This window comes from Butyricicoccus faecihominis (assembly GCF_014648015.1).
Taxonomy (GTDB): Bacteria; Bacillota; Clostridia; order Oscillospirales; family Butyricicoccaceae; genus Agathobaculum; species Agathobaculum butyriciproducens.
This window is the reverse complement of the sequence record NZ_BMQH01000022.1, coordinates 1-17,270: the sequence shown is the minus strand read 5'-3', so window position 1 is coordinate 17,270 and position 17,270 is coordinate 1. Positions and strand designations below refer to the sequence as shown.

Here is a 17,270-nt window from a genome sequence, read left to right as displayed (position 1 = left end):
TCTCTTTCGGTGTTCGTTTCTTTACTGGCATTTTGCTTCCCTCCACGGTTATATCTCTATTTTACACCTTCGCAGAGGTTTACACAAAATTTGGGATGGCGTCCCTATTCCATTACGGACAAGGATCAAACCGCCTTTACTGTAACAGATACCTTTACGCTGGTAGGCTATTGGGACTATGATGAACTAATGCCTGTTCATTACATCAACATCAGCCGTGATTACGCAGATGACATCGAAGCGCAGGCAGTAAAAACAGGTTTACAGCCTTTCCGCACCGATTTGAATGTCATGCTGGCCTCCGGCACAAACATTCAAGGGCAGATGGAGCAGGTGGATACCGATCTTGGCTACACATGGGACAGCTATACCGATCCCAACAGCGTCCGGATCGGCGTCAACTGGGGATATACCTCATCCCAGCTGGAGTCGAAGCTTGATCCGGAACTTGTGATCGCCATAGCAGCTTTTTTGCTGCTGGTGATTTTCACTGGGTATCTTATCATCTATAACATTTTTCAGATCTCTGTTGCAGGGGATATCCGGTTTTACGGACTTCTGAAAACCATTGGCACAACGCCCCGGCAGCTCAAACGCATCATTCGCCAGCAGGCACTTCTGCTTTGTCTGATCGGCATTCCGGCGGGGCTGCTGCTGGGCTACGGCATCGGCGCTGTTTTGGTGCCTGTTGTCTTGCACTCCATCCAGTTGGATACAGGCATCACCACCATCAGCACTTCGCCTGTGATCTTCCTTGGGTCCATGCTGTTTGCCTTGTTGACGGTGCTTTTGTCCTGTTCTAAGCCCGGAAAAATGGCAGCCAAGGTCTCTCCGGTGGAGGCTACCAAATATACGGATGTGATGCAGACCAAGAAAAAACGGCGCAGCATCCGGGGAGCAAAGCTCCATCAGATGGCCTTTGCCAATCTGGGACGAAACAAGAAAAAGACGGTGCTGGTGGTGGTGTCTCTGGCACTGTCGGTGACACTGTTCAATGCGCTGTGTGCCTTTGTGGGCGGCTTCAGCATGGAGAAGTATGTATCCGCCATGACCTGCGCCGATTTTATCGTCAGCACGCCCGACTATTTCCGTTACAACCCGGCAGATGAATTCATCACGCCAGAACAAATCGAAGAGATCGCAGCAAACACAAAGGCCAGTCTTTCCGGCACGGGATATGCTGTGCGAAAACCCGCCTACCTGTGGATGACGGAGAATGCTCTGCGGCAGGACTATGCAAAGTACGAAAGCGCCGAGCAGTTGGACAGCCATATGAGCCGTCTGGAGCACCGGGGCAATATGGTGATGGGAGATACCAGAATCGAGGCTCTGGATAACAGTCTGTTTGACAAGCTGCAAGTATTCGACGGAGATATTTCTCCCATGTTGGAGCCGGACAATAACGCCATTGCCATTGCGGTTTCCTTAGATGACTACGGTAATCTGCCCAATCTTGAATACTACCCCAAGGTGGGAGACACGATCACCGTTACCTATGCGGACGATGTGAAATATATCGACAGCCGCACCGGGGAACTCACCGAAGATACACCGGAGGAGTACTTTCAGGCAAAATTGTATGGAGCCAGAGATGTAGAGTACACGGTCTGCGCCTTGGTAGAACTTCCGAATTCCATGAGTTATCGTTATAGTGGTATTGGATATGACGTAGTTTTGTCTGTGGACACCGCACAGAGGGACAGCGGTGGTGCAGCCATTCCGATGCTCTACCTGTTCGACACAGCGGACGAAGTTGACGAGGCCGAAGCAGAGCAATATCTATCGAAGCTCACTGCCGGTGAGTTTTCGCCCTTGATGTATGAAAGCAAGGCCACGGCTCGCTCTGAATTTGCTCAGTTCCGGCAGATGTTCTTTCTGATAGGTGGTATTCTCTGTGCTATCATCGGGCTGGTGGGACTCTTAAATTTCTTCAACGCCATGATGACCGGTATTCTTTCCCGCCGCCGTGAATTTGCTGTGCTTCAGGCTGTAGGAATGACGAACCGGCAGCTCAAAACCATGCTGATCTACGAGGGATTATTTTACGCAATGTCCTCCGTAGCGGCGGCCTTTATTCTGTCGCTGGCGGTGGGACCTCTTGCAGGAAAAATGCTGGGCAGTATGTTCTGGTTCTTTGAGTATCGATTCACCATTCTGCCTGTCCTGCTGACAATTCCGGTATTTCTTCTGCTGGGGTGGCTGATTCCTTGCATGATGTATGACAACGCAGCGAAATGCAGCGTTGTAGAGCAATTAAGGGATGCTCAATAACTGTTAAGCAAAAAACGGCCCTCTGCCAAGGAAAAGGCAGAGGGCTGAGTTTTAATCTAAGGGTTTACATTCAGTTACAGTTTTTAGATAAATTTCGGGGTTTCCGTTCAAAACAAGGTCTGCATATCCAATCGGGTCATTGTAGATCAGATAATCCAGTTCTGACCGCTGATACATATTGTCGGCAACCTCGTTTTCCACCGCAATCGTATCAATGGCAATCTTGCTGCCATCAAAAAATTTCAATTCCACACAAGCGGTATCCATGTTAAACTCACAAGAAATCAATCTATCCATAAGAAACCTCCATTTTGCAGGATGTTAGATCATCCCAAAATATTTGAATGCTTCTCGGATCGCTTTCTCTTTTTCCGGTGGGCACTGTGGCTGTCTGGAATCCTCGGACCTCGGCAAATTGTAATTCTTGCCAACTTCAATCCCACATTTCCTCTTAATCTGTGAGATATAAAGATTGGATACCTTTAACCCGCTATGCTCCAGCACATAGTCTTTGATCTGGGTGTAGGTTGCCCCATCCTGAAATTCGGACATATCCATATCTTCCAAAGAGAACTCAACCCGAATCTTTTTCGAGTCGACCTCGCCCTTGGAAAGCAAGACAACCGTCTCAACATGAAAAGTTCTCGGGAACAGATCGAACGCCCGTGCCTTCTCAAGCGTATAGCCTGCGCCGCACAGCTCCGCAACATCGCGCGCAAGCGTTGCCGGGTCGCATGAAACGTACACGACCTTAGGCGGCTGCATTTTAAGAATCGCGTCGCGTGCAGTCGCGTCCAGACCCTTGCGCGGCGGATCGACCACCAGCACATCAATACCGCGCTTGGCCAGCCGCTGCGCTGCCTGACCCGCATCCGCACAGAAGAACTCTGTGTTTTCCATGCCGTTGCGGAGCGCGTTGCGCTTGGCATTTTCGATGGCCTCCGGCACGATTTCCACGCCAATGGCAGTCTTTGCATGCTCGGCCAGCGCCAGCGTGATCGTACCCGCACCGCAATAGAGGTCAAGCACGGTCTCCTCGCCGGTCAAACCGGCGTAGTCCACCGCACACGCATACAGACGCTCGGCCTGCGCGTGGTTGACCTGATAAAACGCCTCGGGCGAGAGCAAAAACGTGTGTCCGCACAGGCGGTCCTCCAACATCGGTTCACCCCAGAGAACATCCGTCCTGTCACCCAGAATCACGTTGTCATCGCGCTGGTTGTGGTTGAGCAGAATACCCGTCAGCGACGGTGCTGCCGCGCGCAAACGCTCGACCAGCACGTCCAGTCCGGGCATTTTCTTGGTCGCAGAAATGAGCGTCAGCTGGCTTTCGCCGCTTTTTTCGCCCACACGAACATAAATATGGCGAATTGTGCCGCGCTTGCTCGCATAATCGTACGGCTTGACCGAAAATTCCGTCATCCATTCACGCACCACAGCGGCAATCTTATCTGCCGTCTCGGACTGGATCAGACACCTGTCCACCGGCACAATGTCGTGGCTGCGCGGACGGTAAAAGCCGGTAACGATGCTGCCCTCTTTGTCCCGTCCGACCGGATACTGCGCCTTATTGCGGTAATGCTCAGTCGTCGGCGCACCCGTAATGCCGAGCAGCTTTGCGCCGTCCTGACCGCCAATGCGCGTCAGCGCATCACGCACCTTTTTCTCCTTTGCACGCAGTTCTTCCCCGTAGGTGATGTGCTGATAACAGCAGCCGCCGCACTTGTCCGCCACCGGACATGCAGGCGCAATGCGCTGTCCCGACGGCACGATAATCTTCTCTACCCTGCCGAACGCCACATTTTTCGTCACCTTGACAATGCGGACATCGCACTGATCGCCAACTGCCGTACGCGGCACAAATACTGCCCGGCCTTCGATCTTCGCAAACCCCGTGCCGTCCGCTGTATAATCCGTAATCTGACAACGATACGTCTTATTCTTCTGCAAATCCATAAAAACCCCTCAATAGTGGAAAATTGAGAATGGAGAATGGAAAGTGAACTTCTCCCCTCAATTACTACTTCCTAATTACTAATTTTTATAATGGTATTATAGCACGAACTTCGGAGATACTGCAATCGAAAGGAGCGTGCAATTATGGCACAGGACAGGAAAAAACAGGTCTCCGGTGAGATTCCCTTTCATTTTATGCAGGAAATGGGACACAGTCCGCGGGCAATGGAGCAATTCTTCGATCTGCCGTATCAGGCGCGGCAGGTGCTGACCGATGCGGTATGTATCTCGGACGAGCCTGAGGAACGCCGCGAAACTGCCCTCAAGTCGCTTGCAAACGGCGGCGAAGGCTACTGCGAACGGTTCTGACCGCTTTTCCCGCTCGAACGGCTGTACTTTGCGGTGCAGCCGTTTTGCTGTATTCGCCAAAATACGCTGTCTTGACATCTTTTATTTCTAATCGCTTTTCATTGCGTTAGTGCATATTTGGTGGTAGAATAGATACTGAATTATTGTGTAAACAACTACTTATATATAATGTAATGGAGAATATTTATGTGGATCGCAGATCATTGGAAAGACTACGCCGTGCTCGACTGCGGCGGCGGTGAAAAAATTGAACGATGGGGCAATCAGATTCTGCAGCGCCCCGACCCGCAGGCTATCTGGCCGCGCGACAAGGACTGCAAAATCTGGAATAAGCCGAACGCTATCTATCATCGCTCGAACGCGGGCGGCGGCAAGTGGGAAATCCGCAAGCTGCCCGAGCAGTGGGCTATCCACTACGGTGATTTGACGTTCCAGCTCAAGCCGATGAGCTTCAAGCATACCGGTCTGTTCCCCGAACAGGCTGCCAACTGGGATTTTATCGACAAGATGATCCGTCACGCAGGCCGCCCGATCAACGTGCTCAACCTGTTCGCATACACCGGCGGAGCTACGCTTGCGGCGGCAAACGCCGGCGCGTCCGTCTGCCATGTTGACGCGTCCAAGGGCATGGTGCAGTGGGCCAAGGAGAACGCTGCGTCCTCCGGTCTGAGTGACCGCCCGATCCGCTGGATCGTGGACGACTGCAAAAAGTTCGTGCAGCGCGAGATCCGCCGCGGACGCAAGTACGACGCGATTATTATGGACCCGCCGAGCTACGGCCGCGGTCCGTCCGGCGAGACGTGGAAGATCGAGGAGGACGTTGCCGACTTCATTGACCTGACCATGGGCGTGCTGAGCGACAAGCCGCTGTTCGTGCTCATTTCCAGCTATTCCACCGGCCTTGCGCCGTCTGTGATGAGCTATCTGCTCGGCATCACCGCAGGCAAACGCGCCGCCGGCAAGATTGAGGCGCAGGAGCTTGGCCTGCCGGTCGAATCGACCGGTCTGGTGCTGCCGTGCGGCTCGTCGGCACGGTTTATCGCGGAAGAATAATAACCTTTTTTACCGAAGGACGAAAATAAATGAGTGAAATCATCAAAACCGAAAACCTGCAGTACGCCTACCCGGCCGAGGACGGACAGCTTTCCGTTCCTGTGCTAAAGGGCGTAAATCTTTCCATCCGGCGCGGCGAGTTCGTCGCGGTGCTCGGTCACAACGGCTCGGGCAAGAGTACGCTTGCCGGCTGCTTCAACGCGATCCGTCTGCCGACCGGCGGCGTATGCTACGTTGACATGATGGACACCCGCGACGAAAACAACACCTATGAGGTGCGCAAGACCGTCTCGATGGTATTCCAGAACCCGGACAACCAGCTTGTCGCCACCGTTGTTGAAGAAGATGTCGCATTTGCGCTGGAGAACATGGGCGTGCCGCCCGCAGAGATCCGCAAGCGCGTTGACGATGCACTGCGTGCCGTCGGCATGTACGAATACCGTGCACAGGCGCCGCACCGTCTGTCCGGCGGACAGAAGCAGCGAATCGCAATCGCAGGCGTTATCGCCATGATGCCGCGCTGCGTTGTACTCGATGAGCCGACCGCCATGCTCGACCCACAGGGCCGCCGTGAGGTCATGAATGTTGTCCGTGAGCTGAACCGCAAATTCGGCATCACCGTTATCCTTATCACCCACCACATGGACGAGGCCGTACAGGCGCAGCGTGTGGTTGTCATGCACAAGGGCAACGTGCTGATGGACGGCACTCCGCGCGAGATCTTCACGCAGGTGGACAAGCTGCGCGCGGCTTCCCTGACCGTACCGCAGACCATCGAAGTCCTGTACGACCTCGATCAGCAGGACGGCGAAAAGCTGCCGATCGACGCACTTTCGATCGAGGAATGTGCAGATATTCTCGAACAAGAATATTTGAATTGATTATCCGAAGGAGAATCTTATGTCAACCATACTTGAAACGAGGGGCTTGACGCACGTTTACGGCGCAGGCACCCCCTTTGAGCGTGTTGCGCTTGACCATGTTGACCTGAAAATCGAAAAAGGCGAAATTCTCGGTGTGATCGGTCACACCGGTTCGGGCAAGTCTACGCTCATTCAGCACTTGAACGGTCTGCTACAGCCGTCCGAAGGCGAGGTCCTGCTCGATGGCAAGTCCATCTGGGATGCCAAGGGCAAGTGCAGCCGCGAAACGCGCTTCCGCGTCGGTCTGGTGTTCCAGTATCCGGAATACCAGCTGTTCGAGGAGACCATCGCAAAGGATATCGCCTACGGCCCGACCAACATGAAGCTGCCGCAGGCCGAGATTGACGAGCGCGTGCGCGAATCCATGGCGGCAGTCGGCCTTGCACCCGAGCTTGCCGACCAGTCTCCGTTTGCGCTGTCCGGCGGTCAGAAGCGCCGTGTTGCCATCGCAGGCGTTATCGCGATGCGGCCGGATGTGCTCGTGCTCGATGAGCCGACCGCGGGCCTCGATCCGGCGGGCCGTGACGAGATTTTTGAGCTGGTCCGCAGCTACCACAAGCAGTCCGGCGCGACCATACTCATCGTGTCCCACTCGATGGAGGATATCGCACAGGTTGCCGACCGTCTGCTTGTGATGAATCACGCCAAGGTGCTGTTCTGCGACACGCCGCGCGAGGTTTTCTCGCACGCGGACGAGATCATTGCCGCAGGACTGGACATCCCGATGATCACCAAGGTCATGCTTGAGCTGAAAAAGCGCGGTCACGATGTTGATACCTCGGTCTACACCGTAGCGCAGGCAATGGATGCCCTGCGTGCCTGCAAGTGGAAGGAGGCTGCTCACGAATGCTGAAGGACATTACCCTCGGTCAGTTTTTTCCGGGCAACAGCGCGGTGCATCGTCTTGACCCGCGCGTAAAGATCGTGCTGACGGTGGCATTCATCGTGCTGCTGTTTCTCGCGCAAGGCCCGGTTTCCTATGCGCTGATCATCGCATTTCTTGCCGTTGTCATCGGTATTTCGCGTATTTCGCCCAAAATGGTGCTGCGCGGCCTCAAGCCGATCCTGTTCATCGTTATCTTCACAGCGGTGCTCAACCTGTTCTATACACCAGGCACCTACATTTTCCAGTGGCACTTCCTGCACATCAGTGTGGAAGGCGTTAAGCTGGCCATTTTCATGGTACTGCGCCTGATGCTGCTCATCATCGCAACATCCATGCTCACCTACACCACCTCACCGATTCAGCTGACCGACGGACTCGAGCGTCTGCTTTCTCCGCTCAAAAAGCTGCACGCGCCGGTGCATGAGCTGTCCATGATGATGTCGATCGCACTGCGCTTTATCCCAACCCTTATCGAAGAGACCGAGAAGATTATCTCGGCACAGAAGGCGCGCGGTGCAGATTTTGACTCCGGCAACCTGATTCAGCGTGCCAAGGCCATGATCCCGATTCTCGTGCCGCTGTTCATCTCGGCGTTCCGCCGTGCAGACGAACTCGCAACCGCCATGGAGTGCCGACTGTACCGCGGCGATGTTGGCCGTACCCGCATGCGCCAGCTGAAGATCGCCCGCGTAGATGTTTGCGCTTTATTGTGGGTTGCGGTTTTGTTCGCAGTTGTTATTATACTCAAGCATTTTGGCCTTTGATAATTGAAAATTGATAATGGAGAATTGCGGTATCGCATAAAGTGCGATTTATTATAATCGGCGCTTTTGCACCGCACCTTCATTTTCCATTTTTCCATTCTCAATTCTCCATTCACGACCCACTAAGAGTAACTGAAATGATGAAAAATATTGCAGTAGTGCTGTCTTACGACGGCACCCACTATAACGGCTGGCAGATTCAGAAAAACGGTCCTTCGATTCAGGAGAGTATGGAGGACGCGATTTTTCATCTGCTGAAGCAAAAAGTTCATGTTTCCGGTGTCGGACGCACGGATTCCGGCGTTCATGCCCGCCGGTATGTGGCAAACTTCCACGCAGACTGCACGATCCCGATGGACCGTCTGCCGTATGCGCTGAGCAGCTTTCTGCCCGAGGATATTGCGGTTTCCGGCGCAGTCGAGGTTCCCAAGGACTTCGATGCGCGCTTCAACTGCACCAAAAAGGAATACGCCTATTATCTGTTTCCTTCCACCCTGCGGGACCCGTTCCACGCGCGGTACGCGTATCGGTACAATTATCCGCTGGATATTACAAAAATGCAGGAAGGCGCACAGTATTTTGTCGGCAAGCAGGACTTTGCATCCGTGAGAAGTCAGGGCACACCGGTCAAGAGCACGGTTCGTACTATTTTCTGGTGCGAGGTGGAGCCGGTGGATGACCTCATCCGCATCCGCGTCTGCGGCGACGGCTTCCTGTACAACATGGTCCGCGCGATTGCAGGCACGCTGACGTATGTCGGCGGCGGCAAGCTAGCGCCCGAGCAGGTGCGCGACGTACTGCTCGCGTGCGACAGAGAGCAGGCCGGACCGACCCTGCCTGCCTGCGGTCTGTTCATGAACCGCCTGTGGTACGACGATACACCCGAACTGGACAGATTCCGCCTGTCGGACTGACAGATTTCAAGTTTTATTCACATTTTCACCCATTAAACACGCTACAATAAGGAGGCGGGATTTCATGAGCGAACAGAACCCAAAGCAGAATATCATCCGCTTTCCGCTCTCCAGGCGGGAGCGCCGTCAGCGCCTGCTCGACAGCAAGGACGCGCGTATCCGCACGACCGCTCTGCTCCGCATGCTCTGCGGCTGGGCTCTGGTGCTGGGAACAGCCCTGTTCCTGATCGCCAACTACCGTATTTTTACGCCGACCTCGCTGCGCACGCTCGGCAGCTATATTGCGGCCGGTATTCGCTCGCATGACGGCGATATCACCACCATCAACTACGAAAACGAGACCTTCAGCGACGGTGCGCTGTTTGAATCCGGTCTGGCGTACGCGGACAGTGACGCGCTGTTCCTGTCCCGCGCGGGCAGCATGACCACGCTGCGCTATTCGCTCGGCTACTCCGATCCCGCGGTGGAAAGCAGCACGAATCATGTGCTCGTGTACGACCGCGGCGGCGTCAAAGCCGCACTGGTCGGCTCAGCAGGCGCTGTCGCGGAGCTGGAGCTGGAATCCACCATTCTGAACGGTTCGATCGGCCGCAGCGGCCGTTTCGTGCTCACCACCAATGAGCACGGCTACCGTACCGCCGCTGCCGTTTACGACACCGCAGGAAAAGAGGTTTTCAAATACCGCGCTTCGGAATACTATATTGTATCCGCTGTGCTCTCGCCGGACTGCAATACGCTCGGCATTCTCGCCTTCCGGCAGAACGGCGTAACGCTCGAATCCCATGTGCTGTTCTTTGATGTGTCCTCCGGCAAGCAGATTTCGGACACCGCACTGACTGACGCGCTCGGTGTAACGCTCACTTATTCCGAGAACAACGCCGCGATCGCGCTGTGCGATACCGGCCTGTATCATGTCACCCGCAGAGGCACGGTCGATGTGCTGCTCGAGCTCAGCTCGCAGGATCTGATCGCCACTGCCTCTCAGGGCAGTACGATGGCTGTCGCTGTGCGCTCCTACCTGAACGATGCACGCAGCGACCTCTATACCGTCCGCAACGGCAGTCTGCACGGTCCGTTCGCACTGACCGAGGAGCCGACGGCGCTTGCCGTCTCCAACGCCGGTACGGCGGTGCTGTCTGCGTCCGGCGTTACGGTCTACAACACCTCCGCCGAGCCGCAGTGGCACAACGATGATGCTGTCGGCGCACGCCGTGTGCTCATGACCGATGACGGTACGGTTTTCCTGCTCTACAACCGCAACGCGCGTATCTTTACCGCGCATTCCGAACGATCCGAGGAAGTGCATGCAGATAACTGATATCAACGATATGATTTCCACAGCGGCGCAGCTGCTCAACGCGCCTGACCTGATCCTCATTGCCGTGCTGCTGGCCAACGTGTGGCTCGGTGCCCGACGGGGACTGGTCGGTGCGCTGTACGGCGTGCTCGGCCGCATCGGCATGATCGCCGCGTCGGTCGCCGCAGCCAAGTATACCGCACCGTATATCGCGCAGTGGGTGGTCGTGCCGGCAGTCGGTCAGCTGTTTGAAAAGCAGGCCGCACTTAAAACCGCCGAAGGCGTGCTGGACGGTCTGCGGCAGAGCGTCACCGAAGCGGCTGTCGGCATGTCGGAGAGCATCGCGTTCTCCATGCTTGTGGTGCTGTTCAGCGTTCTGTTCGGACGGCTCATCTGGATTTTCGGCCGCAGCCTCAAGCTCATTGTGCGGCGTACACCGCTCAGCGCACTCGATTCTGCAGGCGGCGCACTCATCGGCTTTGTAACCGGCGTTGCATTCGTCTGCATCCTGCTGATCGTGCTGCAGTGGCTGTTCCCGATCACCTACACATCGCTCGGCTATCTCTCGCCGGAGCGTGTCAAGCATACGCTGCTGCTCAAACAGCTAGTGGATGTTTTACCAATCGCCATTTAATGGAGAACACCTTAATTCTCCATTTTCTATTACCAATTCTCAATTCCTAAAAGGAGTTTAACCTATGAATATGCCAATGTGCTCGCGGTGCAAGAAAAACATCGCGGTGGTGTTCATCACCAAAATCGAGGGACCGGATAAGACCACCCAGGAGGGTCTGTGCCTCAAATGTGCACGCGAACTGGGTGTCAAGCCGCTCGACAACATCATGGAGCAAATGGGTATCACTGAGGACGACCTCGAAGCGCTCTCCGGTGAGATCGGCTCCCTGTCTGACCTGAACGATCTGGTTCCCGCCGGTTCGGACGGCACGGACGACGACGCACCCCACGAGACCGACCCGGTCGCTGCCGGCACTCTGCCGGGGCAGCCCGCAGGCGGCTCTCAGGAGGAGACCCGCACCCGTTCTTCCCGCAAGGAGGACAAAAAGCGCAAATATCTGAACAATTACTGCGAGAACCTGACCCAAAAGGCCGCAGAAGGCCGCATTGACCACATCGTGGGCCGCGACCGCGAGACCGACCGCGTCATTCAGATTTTGAACCGCCGCCAGAAGAACAACCCGTGCCTGATTGGCGAACCCGGTGTCGGCAAGACCGCCGTTGCCGAGGGTCTGGCAGTCCGCATCAACGAGGGCCGCATTCCGTTCAAGATGCGCAACAAGGAGGTCCATCTGCTCGACCTGACCGCTCTCGTGGCGGGCACGCAGTTCCGCGGCCAGTTTGAGAGCCGCATGAAGGGCCTGATCGACGAGGTAAAGCGTATCGGCAACATCATCCTTGTCATCGACGAGGTGCACAACATTGTCGGCACCGGCGATTCCGAAGGCTCGATGAACGCCGCAAACATCCTCAAGCCTGCCCTCGCCCGCGGTGACATTCAGGTGATCGGCGCGACCACGCTCAAGGAGTACCGCAAGTATATCGAGAAGGACGCTGCGCTCGAGCGCCGTTTCCAGCCGGTCTACATCGGTGAGCCGTCGGTTGCCGAGACCACCGAGATTTTGAAGGGTATCCGCTCGTACTACGAAACCTTCCACGGCGTTACTGTTTCCGATGAGATGTGCCGCCGTGCCGCTGAGATGAGCGAACGCTATATCACCGACCGTTTTCTGCCGGATAAGGCCATCGACCTGATCGACGAGGCGTGCTCGCGCCTCAATCTGGATTCTCCGCAGCTGTCCGAGATTCCCGAGCTGCAGAACGAGCTTGAGCGCCTGCAGGCACAGCTTGACGAGCTGACCCAGTCCTCTGCCCGCGCCGAGGAGGAGGAGGAGACCTACGCCAAGATCGCCACCTGCCGCAGCCGCATTCTGCAGGTGGAGGCACAGCTGCACGAGCTGCTGACCAAGCCTGCACCGCAGGTTGACGAGCAGCTTCTGGCTGAGGTGATCGAAATCTGGACCGGCATTCCGGCATCCAAGGTAGCGGCGCAGGAGTCCGCACGCCTGCGCGATATGGAATCCCGCCTGAAATCGCACGTTATCGGTCAGGACGAAGCCGTAGACGCGGTCTGCGCGTCCATCCGCCGCAACCGCGCGGGCATCAGTCCCAAGCGCAAGCCGGCATCCTTCCTGTTCGTCGGCCCGACCGGCGTCGGCAAGACCGAGCTGGTCAAGCAGCTTGCTCTCGACCTGTTCGACTCGCCGGATGCGCTTGTGCGTCTTGATATGTCCGAATATATGGAAAAGCACACGGTTTCCCGCCTGATTGGTTCCCCTCCGGGATACGTCGGCTACGATGAAGCCGGTCAGCTGACCGAGAAGATTCGCCGCCGTCCGTACTCTGTCGTTCTGTTCGACGAGATTGAGAAGGCGCATCCGGATGTGCTCAATTCTCTGCTGCAGATTCTGGATGACGGCCGTCTGACCGACGCGCAGGGCCGCGTTGTCAGCTTCGAGAACACGGTCATCGTTATGACCTCGAACGCCGGTTCGCAGTCCAATAACACGCCTGCAGGCTTCGGCCGCACCGTGTCTCAGATGAGCAAGGATCGCGTGATGAAGGCTCTTGAAGAAATCATGCGTCCGGAGTTTCTCAACCGCATTGACGAGATTATTGCGTTCAACCAGCTGTCCGAGGATAACTTCCGCCATATCGCAGAGATCATGCTCGGTGAGCTGCGCACCACGCTCGCAGACAAGGATATCCGCCTGACGTGGGACGACAGCCTGCTCGGCCTGCTCACCGAGAAGTCCTACTCGGTCAAGTACGGCGCCCGCAATCTGCGCCGCCTGATCGAAAAGGAAATCGAAAATCCGCTAGCCACCGCCATCGTCACCGGTGATAAGCCGCTGATAGGCGCTCACCTGTCCGCTGTGGACGGCAAGGTAAAACTGGATACCATCTAACACGCGAAAACCGCCTGAACAGGCGGTTTTCTTTTGCACGCAGATTGACAATTCCTGTCGAATACGGTATAATCGTGTAAATTATTGGAGGTGTTATTTATGGATTTCAGCGATTCCTCGACTTTCTCCACCGCATCCGGCAAGGACTATCATTACGTTGTTCTGCAGGTTACTTTGAAGGAAAAATTTCTCGGCACCGGTTCCGGCAACCTGACCGAACTGGAAGAAGCGATTAACCATCAAGCGCAAAAGGGTTATCGCCTGCACACGATTACTACATCGAACGGCGGCAGCAAAGGTCTGATGGGCGGCGACCGCATTCAGGCAACCATGGTATTCGAAAAAGTTATTTAATAAAGTAAAAACCGCTCTTTCGAGCGGTTTTTTGTTATTTATCGGCAAATTGGAACCAGAACTTCGGTCCGATTTCGGTATTCTCCGCTCCGCAGACATAGCCATGCAGATCGAACACGGTCTTCGCGATCGACAGTCCCAGTCCGTCGCCTTTTGCGCTGCGCGATGGATCGGCCTGATAATACGCCTCCCACAGCCGCGGCAGCGCGTCCGCCGGAATGGCGTCGCCGGTGTTCGTCACCGAGAGCACACCGTCCACGAGGTGCACCGTGATGCAGCCGCCCTCGGATGTATGCTGCACGGCGTTCTCGAGCAGGGCATCCAGCGCCCGCGTGAGCAGCGCCCGGTCGGCGCTCACCTCAGATTCGCCCTGTGCCGCAAATTCGGTGCGGATGGTGGAATCGGTCGGCAGAGCCGCCTGCAGGCGCTCCTGCGCCAATTCTGCCAGAGAGAACGCCGTTCGCCGCAGAGCTTTTGCGCCGGTCTCCAGTCTCGACAGTTCGAGCATCTGCCGCACACTGCCGTCCATCCGCTGCGCCTGCTGCTGAATGACACCCAGATAGTGTGCCTGCTTTTCCGGTGCAAGGTTGTCGCCAAGCAGCTCGGCGGTGGCGCTGAGTACGGAGAGCGGCGTTTTCAGCTCGTGCGCGAGCGCGGCTGTCGTTTCACGGCGTACCTGCTCGATGCGCTCCTGCCTGCGCCAGACGCGCAGCTGCGCACCGGACAGCACTGCCGCGCAGAATAGCGCCAGCACCAGACTGAACGCCCATACGGGAATCAGTACCGGCAGCAAGGCTTTGAGCGGATATCCTTCCGCCGCATAGGACACCAGCACAGCGCCGCTTTCCGCAAACGGACAATATCTGATCGTCCGCCGGTACGTTCGCACGAGCCACAGCTTCTCGACCGTTTGGCTGCTGTTTGTGCGGCTCGGGTATTCTGCCCATTCCCGCAGCGCCTGCCGCGCGGGCGAGGACAGGGATTCCGCAATCTGTTCGGTCGTGGCGCCGTTCGGTCCGGGGCACACCAAGCGACTATAACTCATGGTTTTCAGCGTCAGACCTTTCACCTGCTCCGCGTCATATGCGCATTCAATCGTGCGCACCTCTCCGGTCGGCTCCCAAGTGCCGCTCTTGGTCGGCTCGATCGTGATGGATTTCAGATAGGCGTCATCGCGGTATCCGGGCACGCTGTCCGCCCACGCCTCAAAGGTCATCTTCGGCAGCGATTCTATTTTCGACTCGCCTGTGCCCGCACCCGCAAGAACCGCCTCGCACACCTCGCGCGGCTGACCGCTCATATCCACGCGGTACAGGTTGTCTCCCTCGATCAACTCAAGCCACCAGCGGTTGCTTTGCAGAACTTTGCCGGATTTCAGGTCGGTGATAGCGGTCTCGATGATCTGCAGATTGGGCGGGTCTGCGCTGTCCGCCATGAATACCGGCTTGCTCAATCGTCTGCGCAGTTCCGTCTCGTCCGTCGTGTCATAGCTCGAGGGATCAAGCAAAAAATCGGTATCCTCTCCCATCAGCTTGTCCGATTTGCTTTCCATTTCCGCCAGCATGAGCTTTGCACGCTGCTGCGACAGCAGGACGGTGAACACCGCCATCACTGCCAGCCAGAATGCAAGGAAGCCCGCGCCGATTCGTGTGAAAAAGCTCCAAAAGGTTCTACGTTTGGTTTTCATCTCCGTCCACCTCCAGCTTGTAGCCGCGCTTCACCACGGTTTTGATGCAGTCCGCGTGCGGACCGAGTGCGCGGCGCAGCTTTTTGATGTGCCCGTCGATCACGCGGTCCGTGCCGTCAAAATCCCAGCCCCACGCAAGATTAAGCAGCTCATCTCGAGTAAGCACGCGGTTTTTGCGCTCCATCAGCGCCCGCAGCAAAGCAAATTCCTTGGGCGGCAGGTCAATGCGCCTGTCGTTCGCTGTGACAATCCCCCGTTCCGGGTCGAGTGACAGGGTACCCGCTGTCAACGTATTTCCGGCATTCAAGCCCCGCGCTCGCCGCAGAAGCGCCAGCGCCTTGGCGTACAGCACCGCCAGCGAAAACGGCTTGACCACATAATCGTCCGCACCGAGGCCGTAGCCGTGCAGCTTGTCCTGCTCGTCCTCGCGCGCCGTGACGAACAGAATGGGCGCGTCTCCCTGCTGCCGTGCTGCGCGGCACAGCGCGAAGCCATCCGTGCCCGGCAGCATGATGTCAAGCAGCAGCAGGTCGAACCGCCGGGTCTCGATCAGGTGCAGCGCCGTGTCGCCGTCCGGCGCAGACACAACCGTGAAATCGCCGCCGCTCTTTGCGGTGAAGTAGTCGGTCAGCACCTCACGCATGGCCTGCTCATCCTCGGCCAGTAAGATCGTTGCTTTCATGCTCTCTCCCTCCTTTGATTACAGTATAGCATGACCATCTGCCCTTTTGATGTTCTTTGCAAATTTGGCCAAAAAAAGTTTTTCAAAAAAATTTGAAAAAAGATGTTGACATTATAGGGTTTTATTGATATACTAAATAAGCGTCAGAAAGACCCGCGGGTGTAGTTCAATGGTAGAATGTCAGCCTTCCAAGCTGAACACGTGGGTTCGATTCCCATCACCCGCTCCATTTTCTTCGAATGGGTTTGTCGGAATTGATATGCGCCAGTAGCTCAGCCGGATAGAGCAACTGCCTTCTAAGCAGTAGGCCGGGGGTTCGAATCCCTCCTGGCGTGCCATTTCCGTCGGCTGCAAACTTTATATGGTGGGTATAGCTCAGTTGGTTAGAGCATCGGATTGTGGTTCCGAGGGTCGAGGGTTCGAGTCCCTTTACCCACCCCATATAACCCTGTGACGCGCTGCGAACGCAGCGCGTTATCTTTAGGGTAACGCTGTTTCGAGCAAACGAATACGGGGGCGTCGCCAAGCGGTAAGGCATCGGCCTTTGACGCCGACATTCGCTGGTTCGAATCCAGCCGTCCCTGCCATTACGGCAGATTTTGAATCCTTGGATTCGAAAGGCGGCTCTTGGCAATATGTCGGTGGCATATTGTAACCGCCGTGGCTTTTGCCGCAGCAAAAGCGAATCCAGCCGTCCCTGCCATTACGGCATACGACTTAATTTCATACTCAGCGCAAAACTTTTTTGACCTGACCCAGTAGCTCAGTCGGCAGAGCACCTGCCTTTTAAGCAGGGTGTCCGGGGTTCGAATCCCCGCTGGGTCACCAAAATGGAAGTTTAGCTCAGCTGGGAGAGCATCTGCCTTACAAGCAGAGGGTCACAGGTTCGAGCCCTGTAACTTCCACCATCAAGCACTTACGAAAGTAAGTGCTTTTTCTTTTTCTCTATTGCAGCTGGGTTCGTCATCTACCAACCGGCAGAGGGTCACAGGTTCGAGCCCTGTAACTTCCACCATCAAGCACTTACGAAAGTAAGTGCTTTTTCTTTGCCTTTTTGCAGCCGGGTTCGTCATGTACCAACCGGCAGAGGGTCACAGGTTCGAGCCCTGTAACTTCCACCATCAAGCACT

At 56.0% G+C, this 17,270-nt stretch carries 15 protein-coding genes and 6 tRNA genes; 17 read left to right on the top strand and 4 right to left on the bottom strand.

What is annotated here, in order from left to right; translation table 11 throughout:
- A partial coding sequence (locus IEY11_RS14235; RefSeq protein ID WP_407926656.1) for an ABC transporter permease occupies positions 1-2,271 on the top strand: 2,271 nt, incomplete at its 5' end.
- A 51-nt stretch (positions 2,272-2,322) separates the two neighbouring features.
- Here the strand turns inward: IEY11_RS14235 and IEY11_RS14230 are convergent.
- Both IEY11_RS14230 and rlmD read right to left on the bottom strand, forming a co-directional pair.
- Positions 2,323-2,568: a DUF6061 family protein gene (locus IEY11_RS14230; RefSeq protein ID WP_055058599.1), complete on the bottom strand. Its 246-nt coding sequence runs from the start codon at positions 2,566-2,568 to the stop codon at positions 2,323-2,325.
- 24 nt (positions 2,569-2,592) lie between these two features.
- Positions 2,593-4,227 (bottom strand): 23S rRNA (uracil(1939)-C(5))-methyltransferase RlmD, encoded by a 1,635-nt coding sequence (gene rlmD, locus IEY11_RS14225; RefSeq protein ID WP_188886870.1) that lies wholly within the window; start codon positions 4,225-4,227, stop codon positions 2,593-2,595.
- A gap of 144 nt (positions 4,228-4,371) precedes the next feature.
- Here rlmD and IEY11_RS14220 point away from each other — a divergent pair, with 144 nt between their 5' ends.
- The 10 genes from IEY11_RS14220 to IEY11_RS14175 all read left to right on the top strand — a co-directional run bounded on the left by IEY11_RS14220 (position 4,372) and on the right by IEY11_RS14175 (position 13,771).
- On the top strand, positions 4,372-4,596 hold the full coding sequence (locus tag IEY11_RS14220; protein WP_110435279.1) for a hypothetical protein: 225 nt from the start codon (positions 4,372-4,374) through the stop codon (positions 4,594-4,596).
- A gap of 186 nt (positions 4,597-4,782) precedes the next feature.
- Positions 4,783-5,649 (top strand): class I SAM-dependent methyltransferase, encoded by an 867-nt coding sequence (locus tag IEY11_RS14215; protein WP_118646018.1) that lies wholly within the window; start codon positions 4,783-4,785, stop codon positions 5,647-5,649.
- 29 nt (positions 5,650-5,678) lie between these two features.
- Positions 5,679-6,530 carry an energy-coupling factor transporter ATPase gene (locus IEY11_RS14210; protein ID WP_188886869.1) on the top strand — a complete coding sequence of 284 codons (852 nt, stop codon included), beginning with the start codon at positions 5,679-5,681 and terminating at the stop codon, positions 6,528-6,530.
- A gap of 19 nt (positions 6,531-6,549) precedes the next feature.
- Positions 6,550-7,425 carry an energy-coupling factor transporter ATPase gene (locus IEY11_RS14205; RefSeq protein WP_118728865.1) on the top strand — a complete coding sequence of 292 codons (876 nt, stop codon included), beginning with the start codon at positions 6,550-6,552 and terminating at the stop codon, positions 7,423-7,425.
- Positions 7,419-8,222, top strand: coding sequence for an energy-coupling factor transporter transmembrane component T family protein (locus tag IEY11_RS14200; RefSeq protein ID WP_118728864.1), 804 nt, complete (start codon positions 7,419-7,421; stop codon positions 8,220-8,222). The genes IEY11_RS14205 and IEY11_RS14200 overlap by 7 nt, the downstream gene beginning before the upstream one ends.
- A 137-nt stretch (positions 8,223-8,359) precedes the next feature.
- Positions 8,360-9,136, top strand: coding sequence for a tRNA pseudouridine(38-40) synthase TruA (gene truA / locus IEY11_RS14195; RefSeq protein WP_243022601.1), 777 nt, complete (start codon positions 8,360-8,362; stop codon positions 9,134-9,136).
- Positions 9,137-9,200: 64 nt separating this feature from the next.
- The gene (locus tag IEY11_RS14190; protein ID WP_188886868.1) at positions 9,201-10,454 is read left to right on the top strand and encodes a DUF5711 family protein; all 1,254 of its coding nucleotides are present in this window, start codon (positions 9,201-9,203) and stop codon (positions 10,452-10,454) included.
- Entirely contained in the window at positions 10,441-11,067 is a 627-nt protein-coding gene (locus IEY11_RS14185) for a CvpA family protein (RefSeq protein ID WP_188886867.1), read from the top strand. Before IEY11_RS14190 ends, IEY11_RS14185 begins: the two co-directional genes overlap by 14 nt.
- A gap of 64 nt (positions 11,068-11,131) precedes the next feature.
- Positions 11,132-13,417: an ATP-dependent Clp protease ATP-binding subunit gene (locus tag IEY11_RS14180; RefSeq protein WP_188886866.1), complete on the top strand. Its 2,286-nt coding sequence runs from the start codon at positions 11,132-11,134 to the stop codon at positions 13,415-13,417.
- 99 nt (positions 13,418-13,516) lie between these two features.
- Positions 13,517-13,771, top strand: coding sequence for a DUF4177 domain-containing protein (locus IEY11_RS14175; RefSeq protein ID WP_181967608.1), 255 nt, complete (start codon positions 13,517-13,519; stop codon positions 13,769-13,771).
- A gap of 34 nt (positions 13,772-13,805) precedes the next feature.
- On the opposite strand, the gene IEY11_RS14170 is transcribed toward IEY11_RS14175, so the two are convergent.
- The gene (locus IEY11_RS14170) at positions 13,806-15,458 is read right to left on the bottom strand and encodes a sensor histidine kinase (protein ID WP_188886865.1); all 1,653 of its coding nucleotides are present in this window, start codon (positions 15,456-15,458) and stop codon (positions 13,806-13,808) included.
- Positions 15,442-16,140 (bottom strand): response regulator transcription factor, encoded by a 699-nt coding sequence (locus IEY11_RS14165; protein WP_188886864.1) that lies wholly within the window; start codon positions 16,138-16,140, stop codon positions 15,442-15,444. The genes IEY11_RS14170 and IEY11_RS14165 overlap by 17 nt, the downstream gene beginning before the upstream one ends.
- Before the next feature lie 155 nt (positions 16,141-16,295).
- Between IEY11_RS14165 and IEY11_RS14160 the strand changes: the two genes are divergently transcribed.
- From IEY11_RS14160 to IEY11_RS14135, 6 genes are all read left to right on the top strand, one after another.
- Positions 16,296-16,369: transfer RNA gene (locus IEY11_RS14160), tRNA-Gly, on the top strand.
- 32 nt (positions 16,370-16,401) lie between these two features.
- Positions 16,402-16,478 (top strand) — tRNA-Arg (locus IEY11_RS14155).
- Positions 16,479-16,504: 26 nt separating this feature from the next.
- Positions 16,505-16,581 (top strand) — tRNA-His (locus tag IEY11_RS14150).
- Positions 16,582-16,652: 71 nt separating this feature from the next.
- Positions 16,653-16,727, top strand: a tRNA-Gln gene (locus IEY11_RS14145).
- 165 nt (positions 16,728-16,892) lie between these two features.
- Positions 16,893-16,968: transfer RNA gene (locus IEY11_RS14140), tRNA-Lys, on the top strand.
- A 4-nt stretch (positions 16,969-16,972) separates the two neighbouring features.
- Positions 16,973-17,048, top strand: a tRNA-Val gene (locus IEY11_RS14135).
- The last annotated feature ends 222 nt before the right edge of the window (positions 17,049-17,270 follow it).